Annotated in this window: 19 protein-coding genes; 7 read left to right on the forward strand and 12 right to left on the reverse strand. The window is 72.2% G+C overall.

Going from position 1 to position 18,926, the window contains the following annotated elements; translation table 11 throughout:
• Positions 1-223 precede the first annotated feature (223 nt).
• On the forward strand, positions 224-2,458 hold the full coding sequence (locus ACFOVU_RS10845; RefSeq protein WP_378532432.1) for a carbon starvation CstA family protein: 2,235 nt from the start codon (positions 224-226) through the stop codon (positions 2,456-2,458).
• A gap of 3 nt (positions 2,459-2,461) precedes the next feature.
• The gene (locus ACFOVU_RS10850) at positions 2,462-2,710 is read left to right on the forward strand and encodes a YbdD/YjiX family protein (RefSeq protein ID WP_378532434.1); all 249 of its coding nucleotides are present in this window, start codon (positions 2,462-2,464) and stop codon (positions 2,708-2,710) included.
• A 26-nt stretch (positions 2,711-2,736) separates the two neighbouring features.
• Here the strand turns inward: ACFOVU_RS10850 and thyX are convergent, their stop codons facing one another.
• The 4 genes from thyX to ACFOVU_RS10870 form a co-directional block, all read right to left on the reverse strand.
• Positions 2,737-3,534, reverse strand: a complete 798-nt coding sequence (gene thyX, locus ACFOVU_RS10855; RefSeq protein WP_378532436.1) for an FAD-dependent thymidylate synthase — start codon at positions 3,532-3,534, stop codon at positions 2,737-2,739.
• A gap of 189 nt (positions 3,535-3,723) precedes the next feature.
• Positions 3,724-3,867 carry a GPGG-motif small membrane protein gene (locus ACFOVU_RS10860; RefSeq protein ID WP_378532438.1) on the reverse strand — a complete coding sequence of 48 codons (144 nt, stop codon included), beginning with the start codon at positions 3,865-3,867 and terminating at the stop codon, positions 3,724-3,726.
• Positions 3,868-3,921: 54 nt separating this feature from the next.
• Positions 3,922-4,767 carry an NAD-dependent epimerase/dehydratase family protein gene (locus ACFOVU_RS10865; RefSeq protein ID WP_378532440.1) on the reverse strand — a complete coding sequence of 282 codons (846 nt, stop codon included), beginning with the start codon at positions 4,765-4,767 and terminating at the stop codon, positions 3,922-3,924.
• A gap of 79 nt (positions 4,768-4,846) precedes the next feature.
• Positions 4,847-7,036 carry an anthranilate synthase component I gene (locus tag ACFOVU_RS10870; RefSeq protein ID WP_378532442.1) on the reverse strand — a complete coding sequence of 730 codons (2,190 nt, stop codon included), beginning with the start codon at positions 7,034-7,036 and terminating at the stop codon, positions 4,847-4,849.
• Between the two features lie 346 nt (positions 7,037-7,382).
• Here ACFOVU_RS10870 and ACFOVU_RS10875 point away from each other — a divergent pair, with 346 nt between their 5' ends.
• On the forward strand, positions 7,383-9,734 hold the full coding sequence (locus ACFOVU_RS10875) for a HelD family protein (RefSeq protein ID WP_378532444.1): 2,352 nt from the start codon (positions 7,383-7,385) through the stop codon (positions 9,732-9,734).
• Between the two features lie 68 nt (positions 9,735-9,802).
• Here the strand turns inward: ACFOVU_RS10875 and ACFOVU_RS10880 are convergent, their stop codons facing one another.
• The 4 genes from ACFOVU_RS10880 to ACFOVU_RS10895 form a co-directional block, all read right to left on the reverse strand.
• Complete coding sequence (locus ACFOVU_RS10880; RefSeq protein WP_378532446.1) at positions 9,803-10,339, reverse strand: SRPBCC family protein; 537 nt, start codon at positions 10,337-10,339, stop codon at positions 9,803-9,805.
• 27 nt (positions 10,340-10,366) lie between these two features.
• On the reverse strand, positions 10,367-10,684 hold the full coding sequence (locus ACFOVU_RS10885) for an ArsR/SmtB family transcription factor (protein ID WP_378532448.1): 318 nt from the start codon (positions 10,682-10,684) through the stop codon (positions 10,367-10,369).
• 98 nt (positions 10,685-10,782) lie between these two features.
• On the reverse strand, positions 10,783-11,397 hold the full coding sequence (locus ACFOVU_RS10890) for a TetR/AcrR family transcriptional regulator (RefSeq protein WP_378532450.1): 615 nt from the start codon (positions 11,395-11,397) through the stop codon (positions 10,783-10,785).
• Positions 11,398-11,401: 4 nt separating this feature from the next.
• Positions 11,402-12,487, reverse strand: coding sequence for an acyltransferase (locus ACFOVU_RS10895; RefSeq protein ID WP_378532452.1), 1,086 nt, complete (start codon positions 12,485-12,487; stop codon positions 11,402-11,404).
• 200 nt (positions 12,488-12,687) lie between these two features.
• Between ACFOVU_RS10895 and ACFOVU_RS10900 the strand changes: the two genes are divergently transcribed.
• Both ACFOVU_RS10900 and ACFOVU_RS10905 read left to right on the forward strand, forming a co-directional pair.
• On the forward strand, positions 12,688-13,959 hold the full coding sequence (locus ACFOVU_RS10900; protein WP_378532454.1) for a sensor histidine kinase: 1,272 nt from the start codon (positions 12,688-12,690) through the stop codon (positions 13,957-13,959).
• The gene (locus tag ACFOVU_RS10905; RefSeq protein ID WP_378532456.1) at positions 13,947-14,585 is read left to right on the forward strand and encodes a response regulator transcription factor; all 639 of its coding nucleotides are present in this window, start codon (positions 13,947-13,949) and stop codon (positions 14,583-14,585) included. Before ACFOVU_RS10900 ends, ACFOVU_RS10905 begins: the two co-directional genes overlap by 13 nt.
• A 47-nt stretch (positions 14,586-14,632) precedes the next feature.
• On the opposite strand, the gene ACFOVU_RS10910 is transcribed toward ACFOVU_RS10905, so the two are convergent.
• The 3 genes from ACFOVU_RS10910 to ACFOVU_RS10920 all read right to left on the reverse strand — a co-directional run bounded on the left by ACFOVU_RS10910 (position 14,633) and on the right by ACFOVU_RS10920 (position 16,153).
• Entirely contained in the window at positions 14,633-15,049 is a 417-nt protein-coding gene (locus tag ACFOVU_RS10910) for a spore-associated protein A (protein WP_378532458.1), read from the reverse strand.
• A gap of 202 nt (positions 15,050-15,251) precedes the next feature.
• Positions 15,252-15,671, reverse strand: coding sequence for a CBS domain-containing protein (locus ACFOVU_RS10915; RefSeq protein ID WP_378532460.1), 420 nt, complete (start codon positions 15,669-15,671; stop codon positions 15,252-15,254).
• 179 nt (positions 15,672-15,850) lie between these two features.
• Positions 15,851-16,153: a hypothetical protein gene (locus ACFOVU_RS10920; protein WP_378532462.1), complete on the reverse strand. Its 303-nt coding sequence runs from the start codon at positions 16,151-16,153 to the stop codon at positions 15,851-15,853.
• Between the two features lie 276 nt (positions 16,154-16,429).
• Here ACFOVU_RS10920 and ACFOVU_RS10925 point away from each other — a divergent pair, with 276 nt between their 5' ends.
• Positions 16,430-16,942 carry a hypothetical protein gene (locus ACFOVU_RS10925; protein WP_378532464.1) on the forward strand — a complete coding sequence of 171 codons (513 nt, stop codon included), beginning with the start codon at positions 16,430-16,432 and terminating at the stop codon, positions 16,940-16,942.
• A 197-nt stretch (positions 16,943-17,139) separates the two neighbouring features.
• Positions 17,140-17,577, forward strand: coding sequence for a hypothetical protein (locus tag ACFOVU_RS10930; protein WP_378532466.1), 438 nt, complete (start codon positions 17,140-17,142; stop codon positions 17,575-17,577).
• 76 nt (positions 17,578-17,653) lie between these two features.
• Here the strand turns inward: ACFOVU_RS10930 and ACFOVU_RS10935 are convergent, their stop codons facing one another.
• Entirely contained in the window at positions 17,654-18,892 is a 1,239-nt protein-coding gene (locus ACFOVU_RS10935) for an acyl-CoA dehydrogenase family protein (protein ID WP_378532468.1), read from the reverse strand.
• Positions 18,893-18,926: the final 34 nt, after the last annotated feature.

Raw genomic sequence — 18,926 nt, forward strand, 5'->3', positions numbered from 1 at the left:
GCGCCCCCGCCCCGGCGCGGCGCAGCGGGTGTCCGTGCCGCCGCCGCGCCGGGATGACCCCTGTTCAGCGTCGATGACCCGAAGGTTAAGACGTGATTAAATCGCCGCCTCGCGGTCATCGGCGCGGGACCCGCGAATGCCACGATGACGGCGTTCACCGCAGGCCCCCGGCCCGTCGGCCGCGTTCCCGACCGGCGGCCCCGTGACCGAAAGGGGGTCGCCCGTGGCAGCACCCACGGCCGACCAGGCATCGCCCCCCACCCCCGCATGGACCCCCCGGCGCATCCTCGTATGGACCGCCGTCGCCCTCGTCGGGGCCGCATCCTGGGGCGTCATCGCGCTCTCGCGGGACGAGGAGATCTCGGCCACCTGGCTGGTCTTCGCCGCGATCGCGAGCTACGCCATCGCCTACCGGTTCTACGCCCGCTTCATCACCTACCGGGTCCTGCGGGTCGACGACACCCGCGCCACGCCCGCCGAGCGCATCAACAACGGCGCCGACTTCCACCCCACCGACCGACGGGTGCTGTTCGGCCACCACTTCGCCGCCATCGCCGGCGCCGGCCCGCTCGTGGGCCCGGTGCTGGCCGCGCAGATGGGCTACCTGCCCGGCACCGTGTGGATCATCGTCGGCGTCATCTTCGCCGGCGCGGTCCAGGACATGGTGGTGCTCTTCTTCTCCATGCGCCGCAAGGGCAAGAGCCTGGGCCAGATGGCCCGCGAGGAGATCGGCCCGGTGGGCGGCGTCGCGGCGCTGGTCGCGGTCCTGGCGATCATGATCATCCTGCTCGCGGTGCTGGCGATGGTGGTCGTCAACGCCCTGGCGGAATCGCCCTGGGGCGCGTTCTCGCTGATCATGACCATCCCCATCGCGCTGCTCATGGGCTTCTACCTGCGCTACCTGAGGCCCGGCAAGGTCATCGAGACCTCGGCCATCGGCGTGGTGCTGCTGCTCCTGGCGATCGTCGGCGGCGGCTGGGTCAACGCCCACCCCGTCCTGCACGAGATGTTCCTGTTCAGCCACAACGAGCTGACCTTCGGGCTCATCGCCTACGGGTTCATCGCCTCGGTGCTGCCGGTGTGGATGCTGCTGGCGCCGCGCGACTACCTGTCCACCTTCATGAAGGTGGGCGTGGTCGTGCTGCTGGCCCTGGCGATCATCGCCGCGCCGATCGGGGCGGCCCTGTTCGGCGACCCCGCGCTCTCGCTCCAGCTGCCCGCCGTGACCGAGTTCGCGTTCAACGGCCAGGGGCCGACCTTCGCCGGGGCGCTGTTCCCGTTCCTGTTCATCACCATCGCCTGCGGTGCGCTCTCGGGCTTCCACTCGCTGATCGCCTCGGGCACCACGCCCAAGCTGATCGAGAAGGAGTCGCAGATCCGGGTGATCGGCTACGGCAGCATGCTGACCGAGTCGTTCGTCGCGGTCATGGCGCTCATCGCCGCCTGCATCCTCGACCCCGGCCTGTACTTCGCGATGAACATGCCCGCCGGGGCGCTGGGCGAGACCGTGGAGGCCGCATCGGCCACGGTCACCCAGCTCGGCTTCACGGTGTCGCCGGAGACCCTCCAGCAGGCCGCCGACAACGTCGAGGAGAACAGCGTCCTGTCGCGCACCGGCGGCGCGCCGACGTTCGCCATGGGCGCCGCCCACATCTTCTCGGCGGTCTTCGGCGGCCAGGCGATGATGGCGTTCTGGTACCACTTCGCGATCATGTTCGAGGCGCTGTTCATCCTCACCACCGTCGACGCCGGCACCCGGGTGGGCCGCTTCATGCTCCAGGACACCCTGGGCAACGTCTACAAGCCCATGCGCGACGTGAGCTGGAAGCCCGGGCTGTGGCTGACCAGCGCGCTGGTCGTGGCCGGCTGGGGGTACTTCCTGTGGGCGGGGGTCAACGACCCGCTGGGCGGCATCAACCAGCTGTTCCCGCTGTTCGGCATCGCCAACCAGCTGCTGGCGGCGGTGGCGCTGACGGTGTGCACGACCCTGCTGATCAAGTCGGGCCGGGCGAAGTACGCCTGGGTGACGCTGGTCCCGCTGGCCTGGGACGCGGTGGTCACGCTGACCGCCAGCTACCAGAAGGTGTTCTCCACCGACCCGGCGATCGGGTTCTTCGCCCAGCGCGCCCAGTACTCCGAGGCGCTGGCCAACGGCGAGACCAGCCTCGGGGCGGCCGCGGACCCCGAGGCGATGCGCCAGGTCGTCGTCAACACGACGGTCGACGGGGTCCTGTCGGCGTTCTTCGCGCTGCTGATCATCGTCATCCTGGTCGACGCCTGCCGGGTGTGGGTCAAGGCGCTGCGCGCCCAGGGCGCGCTGCCCACCACGGAGGAGCCCTACCAGGAGTCGCGGCTATGGGCGCCGTCGGGGCTGATCCCCACCCGCGACGAGCGCCGCACCGCCCGCGCGCGCGAGCTCGCGGGCGCGGGTGACCCCGGCACCCCGGGGAACACCTGAGCCATGAGCGGTTCCACCGACGGCCGGGCCGCCCCTGAGGGGGGCGGCCCGGCCCCGCTGCGCGCGCGCATCGCCGCCGCACTGGCCGACGCCTGGCAGGTCGCCCGCGGCATCAGCGGCGAACGCGCCTACGAGATCTACCTCGCCCACCACCACCGCGAGCACCCCGGCACCCCGCCCATGACCGAACGCGCCTTCTGGCGCCACCACACCGACAAGGGCGACACCCAGCCGGGCTCGCGCTGCTGTTGAGCGGCGGGCACCCGGCCCCGCGGCGGTCAGACCTTGCGGTACTCGGGGATCCAGGCGCCGTCCTCGACGGTGTAGTCGCCGAAGAGGGCCGGGGCCTCCTTCTGGAGGACCTCGCCGATGCGGTTGAACAGCAGGCGGATCTCCTCCTCCGCACCCGGGGCGGTGCGGGCCTCCAGGGTGTGGCGGAGGGTGCGGACGTTGGCGGTCCACACCAGGCCCGTGGCCACGCCCTCGGGGGCGAAGCGGCGCATGAAGGAGGTGCGGTGCTTCTTCTCCGAGAACTTCACGCCCTGCTCGTCGAGCCCGAAGTGGTCGGCCATCCACAGCTGGAACTGCTCCATCTGCGAGAGCATCTCGGTGGCGCGCTTCATCAGCTCGGGGTCGTCCTTGGCCCACTCCGGGAACCAGAACGGCAGGTCGGTCAGGCGCACGAAGCGCAGCGACTCCTGGGAGATCGCCACCCCGGGGCGGTGCCGGATGAGCTCGTGGGTCAGCACCCGGCTGACGTTGTGCAGGACGAACCCGAAGGTGACGTGCTCCAGGACCGACCCGTGCAGGCTGGCGAGGATGTTGGTGAGGTAGGCGTCCTGGTCGGTGCGCACGCGCGTGACGTTGGGGTTGAGGCCCGGCTCCCAGGAGCGGTAGCACAGCCGCCCGGCGAACTCGGCGAGGTTCTGCGGGTCGTTCAGCGCGGAGTCCAGGTCGCCGCGGTCCAGGCGCTCCAGCCAGCTCTGCCCGCCGACATCGGCGAGATAGCGTGCGATCTCGTCGTAGTCCAGCTGCGGGCGCGCGATCAGATGGACCTCAGGCTCGACACTCTTCACCGTGGTTTCTTCCCCCCATGGCCGGGCGCACCGGTGGCGCTCCGGCGTTGACGACCGTCGACCGGCTGCGGCCGGCGCGTGTCCCTGCCAGGTCACACGCTCTCCGGCGCGTGTCCGAACCTAGCACCGACCACCGACGGGGAGGGCGGCGCGGTTGGGGGCCGCGCGACGGCCGACCCGGGGCCCCGGCTAGCCGGGGTAGTAGAGGTTGGCGGGGGCGATGGCCAGCCCGATGACCACGAGCAGGACCCCCCACAGGATCCGGCGCCGCAGGAGCGCGTAGGCCCCGGCGAGGATGAGCACGACACCGAGGACCAGGAAGAGAGCACCCATGGTGCCCCCGACTGCCCGGCGGAGCCCCCGGCTAACGCCTGCGCGGCCCAGAAATCAGTCCGCGGCGGTGGCGGGGGTCCCCTCGACCTCGGCGGCGTCCTCGACGAAGGGCAGGACCGCCTCGGCGCCGGTGGAGGGGCCGCCCTGGGGACCGCCGTGCCAGAACGGGTCGTCGTCGGCGAACCGCGACGCGAAGGCCGCGGCGTCGTCGACCGGCCGGTACCCCAGCTCGTTGGCGGCCGCGGTGAGGTCCCAGAACCGGCGGGCGTTGCCCGAGACCGCGTAGGCCACGGTGAACGTCACACCGGGGGCGGTCAGCGCGGCGCGCACGAACCCCACGCAGTCGCGCGGGCTCAGCCACGTGGCGAGGTGCCGGGTCTCGTCCGGCTCCTCCTCGAACGAGCCGATCCGCAGCGCCACCACCTCCAGGCCGAAGGTGTCGGCGTACATCTGCCCCAGCGCCTCGACCGCGACCTTGCTCACCCCGTAGAGGCCGTCGGGGCGCGGCGGCTCGTCGGCGAAGACGTGGTGGTGGATGGGGTAGGCCCCGGTGACCCGGTTGCTGGAGAACAGGACCACGCGCCCCACGCCGGCGCGCCGCGCCGCCTCCAGGACGTTGTAGGTCCCGCGGACGTTGGCGTCGAGCAGGTCGGCGAAGGGCGCCTCGTCGGCGATGCCCGCCAGGTGCACGACGGCGTCGGCCCCCTCGAACGCCTCGACGAGGGCGGGGAGGTCGGTGATGTCGGCCTCGACCGCGGTCTCGGTGTCGTCCTGGGCCTCGACGGGCGCGCGGTCGAGGAGCACGAGATGCTGGGCGTCGCCGCTCAGCCCGGCCCGCACGGTGGGCCCTATACGCCCGGCGACCCCGGTGATCACGATCCTGCCTGGTATGTCTTCCACGTGATCAAGCCTATGGGCGCCGCGGACGGTTCGTGACACGGCGCGCGCGGAGCCCCGCAGCGGGGCTCCGCGCGCCCGGCTAGCGGGCCATGCGCAGGATGCGCTCGATGATGGACTCCCCCACCGATGCGGTGAGGATGGACTCCGGGTGGAACTGCACGGCCCACCGCTTTGCGCCGGGGTCCTCGATGGCCATGACCACGGGCTCGGCGCCGCCGTCGACCACGGCGGTCACCTCGAAGCCCTTCACCCGGTCGGGGGTGGTGTAGGTCGAGTGGTAGCGGGCGCCGGTGAAGCGGCCGCCGTCGCCGAGCCCGGCCAGCAGCTCGCCCCCGGTGACCCGCACCGGCCCCGGCTTGCCGTGCACCGGTTCGGCCAGCGTGAGCAGTTCACCGCCCGCGTGCTCGACCATGGCCTGGAGGCCCAGGCACACCCCGAACACCGGCAGGCGGCGCGCGTCGAGTTCCGCCAGCAGGTCCGACATCCCGAAGTCGGCGGGCAGCCCGGGCCCCGGTGACAGGACGACGAGGTCGGGCGCCAGGGTGTCGAGCAGGGCGGGGTCGAAGCCGTGGCGGACGGTGGTGACGTCGGCGCCGTGGCGGCGCACGTAGTCGGCGAGGGTGTTGACGAAGGAGTCCTCGTGGTCGACGAGCAGCACCTTCATCCCGGTGCCCGCGCCGCGGGCCGGGCCTCCGGCACCGGCAGCGGCGGGCTCCTGCGCCTGCGGCGCGTCGTCCAGGGCGAGGGTCTCCAGCAGGGCCCGGGCCTTGAGGAAGGTCTCGCGCTCCTCGGCATCGGGGTCGGAGTCGTAGAGCAGCGTGGCCCCGACGCGGACGGCCGCCACGCCGTCGCGGATGTGCGCGGTGCGCAGGGTCAGCCCGGTGTTCATCGCGCCGTCGAAGCCGATGACGCCCACGGCGCCGCCGTACCAGCGGCGCGGGGTGGTCTCGTGCTGCTCGATGAACCGCATCGCCCAGGTCTTGGGCGCCCCGGTGACGGTGACGGCCCACATGTGGGTGAGGAACGCGTCCAGGGCGTCGAACTCGGGGCGCAGCGTGCCCTCGATGTGGTCGACCGTGTGGATGAGGCGGCTGTACATCTCGATCTGCCGTCGGCCGATCACGCGGACGCTGCCGGGTTCGCACACCCGGGACTTGTCGTTGCGGTCGACGTCGGTGCACATGGTCAGCTCCGACTCCTCCTTGGGGGAGGACAGCAGCTCGCGGATGTTCTCGGCGTCGCCGAGTGCGTCGGCGCCGCGCTTGATGGTGCCGGAGATGGGGCAGGTCTCGACGCGCTGTCCGCTGCCGGGGGCGCCGGTGACCCGGACGAACATCTCCGGTGAGGCGCCGACCAGGTACTCCCCTTCGCCCAGGTTGAAGATGAACTCATAGGGCGCGGGGTTGCGCTCGCGCAGGTTCTCGTAGAAGCGCGCGGGCGAGGGGCAGGCCCCGTAGGTGCGGTGGCCGGGGACGACCTCGAAGAGGTCGCCGCGGACGAACCGCTTCTTGGCCTCGGCGACGATCCGGGCGTAGGAGCCGGGCTCGGGCGGCGGGGGCACCTCGGCGGTGACGACGGCGGGGGTCGGCTCCCCGGTGCGCGCCAGGGCGTCGGTGGCGGCGGGTCCGGCGCCGGTGTAGGAGCCGGGGACGGTGAACTCGTAGGTGTAGCGCAGGCAGGTCTCGCGCTTGCGGTCGCGCACGATGATGGCGTCGGGCAGGTGCAGGACGAGGTCGCGGTCCTCTGCGGGGCGCTCCAGCACCTGCTCGATGGGTTCGAACTGGAAGGCGAGGTCGTAGCCGAACGCGCCGTAGAGCCCGAGGTGGGGGTCGTCGGCTGAGGCGAACAGCGCCACGACGGAGCGCAGGGCGGAGAAGACGCTGGGCCGGCGGCTGCGCTGCTCCTCGGTGAAGAACTCCCCCGGTGCGGGCTCGGGGATGGTGACCTCGACCGTGCCGTCCGCTCCCGCGACGGTCCCGTGCTCACCGAAGGCCTGTCCGATGACCGGGAGCAGGACCCGACCGCGGTCGTTGAGCGCGGTGGCGGTGATGCGCCGCCCGCGGGCGGCGATCTCGACGCAGGGGTCGATGTAGCCCAGGTGCCAGCGGCTGTAGCGGCCGGGGTACTCCATGCCGGACGACAGCACGCCGCCGCGGCGGTGGTCGAGCGCCGAGACGAGGTCGGTGAGGACTTCGGGATCGCAGTGGGCGGCGATGCGCCGGACGTCGACGCCGCCGGCGGTGCGGTAGGAGGTGGAGCTCGCGTCCAAGGCCGGTCCTTTTCACGCTGGGCTGGATGGGAGCGGCACGGCCGGACCGGGGCCGGGAACAACGAAGCGACCGCCGGTGCGGGCGGTCGCCGGTCGGGTGTTCGTGGGTACGCGAACCGGGGTGCCGCCTAGGAGCGGCGCCACCACTGATGAGGGGTTTCGAGGACCCGACGGGTTCGCATGGTCCGAAGTGTAGCGCGCGCCCGGGGCGTGATGTGCGCAAAGGCGGAATCCCGCAGCCCGGCCCGGAATAGGGGTGCACGGGCCGGCGCACGCTGGTACGCTGAACGGTCGAGCGGAAATCAAAATCAGAAAAAAGAAATCCTGATCGGATATTACCATAACAATGGATCGCCGTCAAGATGAGAACCACTGCCCACTCCGGGAGGCCCTGCTCGCCGAGCAGGAGCACCTCTCCCGTGTCTACGCGCGCCTGGACGAGCTCCGCGGCCACACCGCCGAGGCCGTGCGCGAGGTGCACGCGCGGGGCGGGGGCGGCGGCTACGCCGCGACCGTCGAGCGCGAGGTCACCGCGGGCGAGCGCACCCGCCGCCTGGCTCTGCTCTCCGGGGCGGAGGAGGGGCTGTGCTTCGGGCGCATCGACCACCGCGCCACAGCGGGCGAGCCCGGCGACACCTACCACATCGGCCGGATCGGCCTGCGCGACGGCGACCACGACCCGCTGCTGATCGACTGGCGCGCGCCCGCCGCCCGCCCCTTCTACGCCGCCACCCCCGTCTCCCCCGGCGGCATCGCCCGCCGCCGCCACCTGCACACCCGCGGGCGCACGGTGACCGGCCTGGACGACGAGGTGTTCGACCTCGACGGCCTCACCGAGACCGACCGCCGCGGGCTGGTCGGCGAAGCCGCCCTGCTGGCGTCGCTGCGGCGCGGGCGCACCGGCCGGATGCACGACATCGTGTCCACGATCCAGGCCGAACAGGACCGCGTGATCCGCTCACGGCTGCCGGGGATCCTGGTCGTCCAGGGCGGCCCGGGCACCGGCAAGACCGTGGCGGCCCTGCACCGGGCCGCCTACCTGCTCTACACCCACCGCACGGCCCTCCGGCGCCGCGGGATCCTGGTGATCGGGCCCAACGCCACGTTCCTGCGCTACATCGGGCAGGTGCTGCCCGGCCTCGGCGAGACCGATGTCGTCCTGGCCACGGTCGGCGAACTGTTCCCCGGCGTGCGGGCGACCGCCGCCGACACCCCCGCGACCGCCGCCGTCAAGGGCGGGCTGCGCATGGCCGCCCTGGTCGAGGCCGCCGTGGCCGACCGCCAGCGCCTGCCCGCCGACCTCCCGCCCGCCGACGCGGGCGCCGCGCGGCCCTGGGGCGCCGACGACAGCGGCGGGCTGCGCATCGCGACCGACGGCATGGTGCTGCGCGCCGACGCGGCCACCTGCGCGGGCATCCGCGGGCTCGCCCGGGAGCTGGGCCTGCCCCACAACGTCGCCCGCAAGCTGTTCGTCACCGAGATGCTCGGGGTCCTCGCGCTCGACCAGGCCCGGCGGCTCGACCGCCCGGCCGACGACACCGACCTGCGCCATATGAGCGAGGCGCTGTGGGCCGAACCCGAGGTGCGCGCGGGAATCGACGCGCTGTGGCCCCTGCTCACCCCGCACGACCTGGTCGGCTCCCTGCTGTCCGACCCCGCCGCCCTGCACAGGGCCGGCGGCGCCGCCGGGCTCTCCCCCGCCGAGTGCGCCGCCCTGGCGCGCCCGGCGGGGGCGGCGTGGACCGTCGAGGACGTCCCGCTCCTGGACGAGGCCGCCGAGCTCCTGGGCCGCGACGACTCCGCGGAGCGCCGCCGCGCCCGGGCGCGGGCCGCCGAGCGGGCGGCGCAGGAGCGCTACGCGCACGGCGTCCTGGAGTTCACCGGCCTGGCCGAGGACGCGATGATGGCGGCAGGCGCGCTGGCCGACCGCCACGCCGACGACGGCCCGCGGCGCACCACCGCCGAACGCGCGGCGGCCGACCGCGAGTGGGCCTACGGGCACGTCATCGTCGATGAGGCACAAGAGCTGTCCGAAATGGCGTGGCGGATGGTCATGCGCCGGATCCCCGCGCGCTCGCTGACCGTCGTGGGCGACCTCGCCCAGACCGGCAGCGCGGCCGGGGCGCGCTCCTGGGCGGCGATGCTCGGCCGCTACGCCAACGGCCGCCTCCACGAGGAACGGCTGCTGGTGAACTACCGCACGCCCGCCGCGATCATGGCGGTGGCCGCGGACGTCCTCACCGCCACCGCGCCCGGGCAGCGGGCCCCGGAATCGGTGCGCGACGACGGCGACCCGCCGCGCGCCGTGCGGATGCCCGCGGGCGCGCTGGCAACGGACCTGCCGCGGCTGGTGCGCGGCGAAGTGGAGCGGGTCGGCGGCGGGAGCGCCGAGGGGCGGGTGGCGGTCGTGGTGCCCGGTTCGCGCCACGCCGAGGTCGCGGCGCTGCTGCCGGAGGCCGCCGCCGGGGTCGGCCCGGAGGCGCTGGACGCCCCCGTCGCCGTCCTCACCCCCGGCGCGGCCAAGGGCCTGGAGTTCGACTCCGTGGTGGTGGTCGATCCGCAGGCCATCCTGGGCCGGCCGCCCCACGGCGGCGGCGACCTCTACGTGGCGCTGACCCGGGCCACCCGCCGGCTCACCGTCGTCTACGAGGGCGACCTGCCCGCGGTCCTGGCCCGGCTGAGCGCGGCGGCGGGCTGATCCTCGTGCCGGACGCGCTGCGGCGCTGGCCGGGTCCGGGCCCGATGGCCCGGGCCCGGCCGGGCGGTTCAGCCCGTGGCCCCGTCTCCGCCGGAGCCCTCGCCGGGCGGGCCGATGGTGGCCGATTCCGGGCCGAATTCGGCGGTGTAGTGGGCGTTGAGCGGTTCCCACAGGGAGCGGGTGTCGCCCGGAGGCTCGGTGCCGTCGAGATGCGCGGCGAGGAACTCCAGGCACACGTGCCAGCCGGCGGTGTCGCGGGAGACGCGGCCGATCTCGCCGAAGGTGACGGTGAAGACCAGCTCGGTGCCGTCCCCGTCGGGGCGCAGCTCGATGCCGACGACGTCCTCGCCCTGGCGGAACCCGATGGCCTTGGGCGGGTCGAAGACGAGCATCTCGCCGGTCTCCGCGTCCTCGTCCTCCCCCGGGAAGCGGAAGCGCAGCGCCGCCCCGGCGGCGCGCTCCCCTTCGATGCTCGTGGGGTACCAGGCCGCGAGGTGCCCGGGCTCGGTGACCGCGCGCCACACCTTCTCCGGCGGGTGCGCGAGCCTGCGGGCGAACCGCACCGTCCAGCGGTCGCCGGAGCGTTCGAGCGTGCCGTGGCGCATGGTGGTGCCTCCTGAAGGCGTTCGGTGTCAGTCGTCGTGGTCGGGCATGGTGTCGAGGTGCCGTTCGAGGTCGTCCAGCCGCGATTCCCAGAGCATGCGGTAGGGCGCCAGCCAGGCGTCGACGTCGCGCAGGGGCTCGGTGCGCACCCGGTACAGGCGGCGCTGGGCGTCGGAGCGGACCTGGACCAGCCCGGCGTCGCGCAGCACGCGCAGGTGCTTGGAGACCGCGGGCTGGCTGACGCCGAGTTCGGCGACGATGTCGCCGACCGGCCGCTCGGCCACGCGCAGCAGGTCCAGGATGCGCCGCCGGTTGGGTTCGGCGAGCACCTCGAACACGGCCGTCATGGGTGTAGTATTCCTTTCAATTCATATAACTGTCAAGACATACATGCTCGTCGAAGACGTGCCGCGGAGCCGGTCGCGCCACCCGGGGCGCACCGGCGTCAGTCGCCGGAGCCGGCGATGGCGCCGACCACGACGGCGGTGACCTCGCCCACCACCGTGTCGGCGTCGGCATCGGGGTGGTCCAGCCACCATTCGCCGGCCGCCTGCACCATGCCCACCACGCCGTGGGCGACGATCTGGGCCCGCAGCGGGTCGGTGATGTAGCCCTCGGCCAGCAGCGTGGCGGCCAGCTCCTCGCCCAGTCTGCGCACCATCATCCCCAGGTCCCCCCGGGTACGGGGGTCCTCCGAGGTCGCGCGGTCCATCAGGAACCGGTACAGGTTCAGGTTGCCCCGGATCATCCCGAGGTAGGCGCCCACCGTGGCGCGGGCGCGCGTCCGCAGCGGGGTGCTGCCGTGCAGCTCGGCGCCGACGCGCTCGATCAGCGGGTCGACGTGGCGCCGCGCCAGGGCGCGGTAGAGGCCGCTCTTGTCGCCGAAGTGGCGGTAGAGGATCGGCTTGCTGATGCCCGCCTCGGCGGCGATCACCGACATCGACGCGTCGGGGCCGTCGCGCTGGATCACGACGTCGGCGGCGTCGAGGATGGCGCGGCGCCGCTCGGGGCTGCGCCCGCGCGGTGCGGTCCTGCTCTGCTGTGCGGGTTCGGGGGCCACGGCGTCAAACGGTAGCGCGTAGCCCGGGGATCCGCTGGAACAGTGCGGTGACCAGGAGGCTCACCGTCAGGACGGCCGTTGCGTGCAGGCCGGCCATGGCGAGCATGCCGTGGGCGCTGCCGGGGACGCCGGTGATGTCGCGCAGCGTGTAGAGCACCACCACGTGGACGAGGAACACGCCGAAGCTGAGCGACGACAGCACCGACAGCCAGCGGGGAGTTCCCGTCCGGCCGTAGAGCCGCGTGCCGGCCGCGCGCAGCAGGACGAACGCGGCGGCCGACATCGCCAGGACCGTGGGCGAGAGGTAGTCGTAGACGTAGGCGGCGGTGCCGCCCCAGCCGCCCGCGAGCAGGGCCAGCGCCGCCGCGCCCGCACCGGTGGCGGCAACGGAGGCCGCGAACACCGCACCCGCCGTCCAGACGGCCCGCCGGGTGGGGGCGGTGCGGGTGAGCAGGTAGCCCATGAAGTAGTAGCCGATGTAGGGCAGGAAGCGGGTGGCGGCGTTGGGCTCCCCCACTCCGTCGAGGGCGGATATGGCCTGGTCGGCCATTCCGATGGCCGACATCACGGCGGCGAACCACCACAGGCTCACGGTGGTGGAGTGCTCCACCAGGACCCGCAGGAACGGGGTGAGCACGTACAGGCCGGCGAGCACGAAGAGAAAGTACAGGTGCAGGGACGGCGCCCCGGACAGGACGTCGCTGACGGCCTCCATCGGGGAGATCCCCGTGCGCCAGATCTCCCAGGCGACGTAGAGCGCGGTCCACACGGCAAGGGGCACGCCGATGCGGGAGAAGCGCTTGGTGTAGAAGCGGCGCAGCCCTTCGTCGCGCGGGCGCAGCAGCAGAGCCCCGCTGATCATCACGAAGACCGGCACGCACCAGCGCAGCATGGAGTCGACGGCGTTGGCGGTCCACCAGGCGGGGCTCGCGAACTCGGAGTGGACGGTGGTGACCACCGGGGCGAACACGTGCACGAGCACGACCGCGAGCATCGCGGCGACCCGCGCGAAGTCCAGCCACGCCGTGGGGTGGGGCGGGGCCGCGGCGGGGGAGCCGGCGGTCGGGGCATGGGCGGTCGTCGCTGCCATGGCGCGGTTCGATCCAATCGTCGGTGACCGCGGACCATCTACTGATACCAGTCCGTTATCGAACTCTCAATCCATTCCCAGATAGGACATTTTCACCCGCTGTGACGCGCGCCTTCCTCTACGCGCCGCCCGGGCGCCCGCGCACGAAGGTGTAGCCCGCTCCACTGCCCCCGGCCGCGCACAACGGCAGAATTCAGGACATGGCTTCCTCAACGACCGTCGCCGCCCCCGCCCAGCAGCGGCTCCCCACGGCGATACGCTCCACGCTGTACCTGTGCGCCTCGGGCGGCACCGCCCTGGCGACCCTGCTCGCGCCACCGCTGCTGGTCGTGTCCGTGCTGCTGGTGGCGGTCTTCGGGGCGGGGCTGCCGGTGCTGCCCCACGCCTTCGCCGCGCTGCACCGGTGGGCGGGGTTCAACCGGAAGCTCGCCGCCGACCATCTCGGCGTCCGCGTGCAGGTCCCCGACCGGCCGATGCCCGCCGGCCTCAAGGCGCAGCTGCGCCACACCTTCGGCGACCCGCTGCTCCCCCGCCGGCTCGCCTGGGTCGCCTGGCACATCGGGCCGGGCATCGTCATCGGCATGCTGGCGCTCGCCGCGCTCCTCGGGGTGCCCGGCTCGATCGCCAACGGCTCGCTGTGGTGGCTGGCCCCCGAAGGCGAGCCGGCGACCCTGATGGGCCTCCCGGTCACCGACTGGCCCACCGCCGTGCTGGCCGGCACCGCGCAGGCCGCCACGGCCGCCGCCCTCCTGCTGTGGGGGATGCCGCCCCTGGCCCGCCTGCACGCGCGGGTGACACTCGCGCTGCTGTCGCCGTCCAAGGCCGACCGGCTGGCGCAACGGGTCGAGACGCTCACCGAGACCCGCGCCGGCGCCCTGGACTCCCACGCCGCCGAGCTGCGCCGCATCGAGCGCGACCTGCACGACGGCACCCAGGCGCGGCTGGTGGCCCTGGCCATGCGGCTCGGCCTTGCCGAGCGGATCATCGGCAAGGACCCCGAGACCGCCGCCGAGCTCCTGCGCGAGGCGCAGGGCGGGGCCGAGGAGGCCATGACCGAGCTGCGCGACGTCATCCGCACCATCTACCCGCCGATCCTCGCCGACCGCGGGCTGGCCGGCGCCGCGGCGTCGCTGGCGGCCCGCAGCGTGGTCCCGGTCCGCCTCACCGTGGCCGACGACCTGGGCACCGTCCCCGCGGCGGTGGAGTCCACGGCCTACTTCGTCATCGCCGAGTCGCTGACCAACGCGGCCAAGCACGCCGCGGCCACCCAGATCCTGGTGCGCGTATCGCGTACCGCGGAACAGCTGAACGTGCAGGTCATCGACGACGGCGTGGGCGGCGTGGACGAATCCCACGGCACCGGTGTCGGGGGGATGCGCCGCCGCGTGGCGGCACTGGACGGCACGCTGACCGTCACCAGCCCCGAGGGCGGCCCCACCGGGATCGAGGTGGAGCTGCCGTGCGGGTCGTGATCGTCGAGGACAACGCGGTCCTCGCCGAGGGCCTGAACCTGCTCCTGCGGACATCGGGCTTCGAGGTGGCGGCGACGACGGGCGACGCCGCGGCGTTCCTGTCCGCGGTGGAGGAGCACCGCCCCGACGTCGCGGTGGCCGACGTGCGCCTGCCCCCGAACTTCCGCGACGAGGGCATCCAGGCGGCGCTGAAGGCCCGCACGATCGTGCCCGGCCTGCCGGTGCTGGTGTTCTCCCAGTACGTCGAGCAGGTCTACGCCCGCGACCTGCTCTCCGACGGCAAGGGCGGCGTGGGCTACCTGCTCAAGGACCGGGTGGCGCGGGTCGAGGAGTTCCTCGACGCCGTACGCCGCGTGGCCGCCGGCGGCACCGCGATCGACCCCGAGGTGGTGGCGCAGCTCCTGGTGCGCCGCGACACCCCGCTGTCACGGCTGACCGAACGCGAACGCGAGGTCCTGGAGCTGATGGCCCAGGGCCTGGGCAACTCCGAGATCGCCGGCCGGCTCTACGTCACCGAGCGGGCCGTGCACAAGCACATCGGCAACATCTTCGCCAAGCTCGGCCTCGACCCCGCCGACTCCGGCCACCGCCGCGTCCGCGCGGTCCTCGCCTACCTCCAGGGGTGAGCGGACGGGCCCGCCGGCACGCGGCGGGCCGTCCGGACCGGCGGAGATCAGCCGCAGGCGTCGTTGGTGAAGTCCACCCGGCCGCCCCCCTGGATATAGCCACCCCAGTCGACACACTGGGACGGAGCGTTGCGATACACCGGACCCGCATAGGTGGTGTAATACCCCCGGTCATCCCTCCAGGTGCTCTCCGAGCTGCGCTTGATCCACGCATTCATCAGAACGGCGCTTCCCGGGTTGTTGCGAATGACGACCACACAGTTGGTCGCATTCGACGAGTTGTAGGTGAGAAACGCGGTCCCCTCGCCCCCGACACTGGCGCTCCGGATGACCCCGTACCCCGAACCGCACTGCCCCCCGTAGGTCGCAGCGGACGCGGGCGCGGCGGTGGCCAGCATCCCCATCCCGGCCACCGCCGCGGCCGCCCCCGTGGCCGCGATCTTCTTCCAGGTCTTCACGATCATTTCCCCGTTCATTCGCGGCCGCTTCTTCGCGGCCCTCATGGAGAAATCTAAGAGGCCGACCGCACACGAAAAAGGCAAACGCCTTCTCTTTCGGCGGTGGCCGAAAAACGCGGTTCAGGGCGTTCTTGAATTGAATTCACTCCACTGGAAAAAAGGAGGGCGGGCCCCGGCCGCGCCGGAGCCCGCCCCTCGCAGCACGACGTCAATCGGCGTAGATACGCCCGACGAACGCGGCGATCTGCTCCTCGGGCAGGCGCCCGGCCAGGTCGCTCTCGCTGATCATGCCCACCAGCCTCTTGTCGCCGTCGATGACGGGCAGCCGGCGGATCTGGTGCGACTGCATCTCCTGGAGGACCTCCGACACACCGGAGTCGGTCGTCGTCCAGCGCGGGGTCCCCTTGCACAGCTCCTTGGCGGTGACCTGCGAGGGGTCACGGCCGGCGGCGATACAGGCGACCACGATGTCGCGGTCGGTGATGATGCCGCACATGCGGTCGTTGGAGTCGCTGACCGGCATCGCGCCGACGTTCATGTCCCGCATCAGCTCGGCGACTCTGTCCAGCGTCTCGGTGTCGGAGATCCATCGGACCCCTGAATGCATGAGGTCGGCCGCGGTGGTCATCGTGTTCTCCCATCGTTCAGAGGACGAGGAACCGGTTCAAGCCTCGCGGCTCCCCCCAAACCTCCGGTCGGTTACAGAACACATTCAACTACACACATGGGGTAACCTGCGGTTTCGCCACGTAAAACACATCGGACCACCGGAGGCGCAGCGCATGCGCCGCATACTCGCCGCGGGGTTCATCGCCGGGGCTGCGCTCCCGGCACGCGCCGCCGACCGCAGCCATCGTTGTGCCGCACCTCGCGGCGGACCTCGGCGACGCTCTGCTCCAGAGTTCGCAGCCGCTCCATCACCCCCGGCCGCGCCTCCACCCCGGGACGTTCCGGTTCGCCGGCCCAGTCGTCAAGGAAGCGCCCGGCCTTGCGCAGCAGCGAGACCAGGAACCCGGCTGTCCGCCACACCGGCCGGGCGAGCACCCCCACGGCGGTCACAACGGCCGCGGCCCCGATCAGCCACGGGCCGAGCCCGCCCAGGTCCAACATGGTTTCTCCTACAGATCGCAGAACGCTTCAACCGGGCTGAGCCACGTGGATTCCGGGCGCCGGCCGACCCCGGGCGGCCCGTTTCACGGGGTTCGGCATGGGCTTAAATTAGCCCACGATTAGATCACTCCGCAACATCAATGGTGCGCAATTGACCCACTTCGGACGGCCCAGCCCCGCGTCAGTGACAGAGTGCATCCATAGCGACGCACTACACACGCAACGACCAGCGCGGAATTGGCGCAGAACTGAGCCATGGGGCGTAGCATCGGCCCCATGGACCAGACCGCCCCGCACCGGTCAGCAGACGCCGCCGACAGGGTCAAGGCCACCATCGACGCCCGCGTTGCAGCCCTGCGCCTGTCCCAACGCGGATTCGCGCGCGCCGCCGGAGTCAGCTACGCGACCTTCGAGAACGTCCGCCATAGCCGGACCACGCCCCGCCCCGCCACCGAGCACAAACTGGAGCGCGTGCTGGGCTGGGCGCCGGACAGCATCCAGCGCATCCGAGAAGGCCACGAACCCGTCCTGCTCAACGAACCCGCCTCCGCCGGCACCCCAAGCCCGGCCGGCGCACCCCCGCCTCTCAACGCGCCCTCAGAGCCGGGATTCCGCGCCCTCCCCCGGTCCGATGGCTCAGGCATCACCGACTACTGGCTGACCGAGATGGTCGACGGCGATCCCGTGAGCGTTCACATCCCCGCCGGGACCGACCAATCCGAGGAGAAGGTGCGGAAGGCGTTGACGCAAGCAATACAGCACATGAAAGTCGCATGGGGATTGCGGTAGGCCAAAGAGCCAAAGGGAACCTTGCGCGCCACACGAAGCGCAAAATGTTTTGCATTCCCGTTTCGCCAGGTCAAGTCAACATTCATTGACATTCGAAAAATTTACCCTTTTCTTCGATGAAAGGGCGGGACGACCCGTTTTCCTCCTCCAGGTGGCCGTAAAGTTGATCATCACCGTGACGCCATCAGGGAGGACACGTGACACGGCCCCACATCCCCCGGGTCGGGCTCGACCCCACCATTCCCACCACCCCCGAGACGATGTACGTCGACGTCGTGGAGGGCCTGGCGTACCCCGCAGTCGTGGGTCACTACCTGGGCCACCCCACCCTCCTCGTGCGCGACGGCACCCCCGCCGACGCCTGGGGGCTGGTCGAGGAATTCTTAGCCGCCGGCTCGCTCCGCCCCGGCCACATACTCCACTGGCTGACCAACCAGCAGGTCGACCCCTACGACGTGTACGGGGCCAACGGAGGCCACGGGTGGCCGATGCACCTCTCGGCAAGCCGGGACGTGGTCCACCCCGTTCTCCGCGTCCCTGGTCAGCGCGCACGACGCCCCCGAGTCACCCTCACAGCCCCGGACCGGCATGCGCTCCAGGGAGAACGGCCGTTTCCCTTCCGAGGCACCCCATAGGCCACCGGCTGACGGAATAGGCCAAGACGATTCGATGCGGCCCACCCCGGCGTGTGGGACCGCACCCGCCGGAACGTCACCTCACCGGCAGCCCCGTCACCGCTCTGCCGATGATGAGGCGCTGGATCTCGCTGGCGCCCTCGAAGATCGTGAAGATGGTGGCGTCGCGGTGCCAGCGCTCCACCGGATAGTCGCGGGTGTAGCCGTTTCCGCCGAGGATGCGGATGGCGTTCTGGGTGACCCAGGTGGCGGTCTCGCTGGCGAAGAGTTTGCTCATCGAGCCCTCGGCCTGGGTGAAGTCCTTGTCGTGGCGGGCCATCCAGGCCGCGCGCCAGACCAGGAGGCGGGCGGCGTCGATGCGGGTGGCCATGTCGGCCAGGAGGAACGCGACCGCCTGGTTGTCGCCGATGGGGCGGCCGAACTGCTCGCGCTCGCCGGCGTAGTCGCGGGCGTACTCGAAGGCGGCGCGGGCGCAGCCGACCGCCATGGCGCCCACCGAGGGGCGCGACGCCTCGAAGGTCTTCATCGCGGCCTGGCCGCCGGAGCGTTGCCCCTCGCGGGCGCGGGCCAGGCGCTCGTCCAGTTTCTCCTTCCCGCCGAGCAGGCAGGATCCGGGCACGCGCACATCGGTGAGCACGACCTCGGCGGTGTGGGAGGCGCGGATGCCGTGCTTGGCGAACTTCTGCCCCTGGGCCAGCCCCGGCGTGCGCGGGGGCACGATGAAGGTGGCCTGGCCGCGCGCGCCCAGTTCGGGGGCGACCGCGGCGACGACCACGTGGACGTCGGCGATCCCGCCGTTGGTGACCCAGGTCTTGGCGCCGTTGAGCACCCATTCGCCGGTCGCCTCGTCGAAGACGGCGCGGGTGCGGATGGCGGCGACGTCGCTGCCGGCGTCGGGCTCCGAGGAGCAGAACGCGCCGAGGCGGACGTCGTCGGCGGTGCCGAACATCTGCGGGACCCACTCGTAGAGCTGGTCCTGTGTGCCGTTGCCGGCGACGGCGACCGCGGCCAGCCCGGTGCCGGTGAGGGCCAGCGCGATCCCGGGGTCGCCCCAGTACAGTTCCTCGAACGCCACGGGGATGCCCACGCCGGTGGGCTCCAGCCACTGGTTGGCGAAGAAGTCGAGCGAGTACAGCCCGATCCCGGCCGCCTCCTGGAGGACCGGCCAGGGGGTCTCCTCGCGCTCGTCCCATTCGGCGGCGGCGGGGCGGATCACGTCGCGCGCGAACCCGTGCGCCCAGTCGCGGACGTCGCGCAGGTCCTGGCTCAGTTCGAAGCCGAACCAGGGAGCGCCGTCTGCGGGGGTGTCGCTCATGTGTACGTCCTTGGGTGGGCCCTCTGGGAGAGGG

Origin of the sequence: Nocardiopsis sediminis, assembly GCF_042650565.1 — a bacterium.
Classification (GTDB): domain Bacteria; phylum Actinomycetota; class Actinomycetes; order Streptosporangiales; family Streptosporangiaceae; genus Nocardiopsis_B; species Nocardiopsis_B sediminis.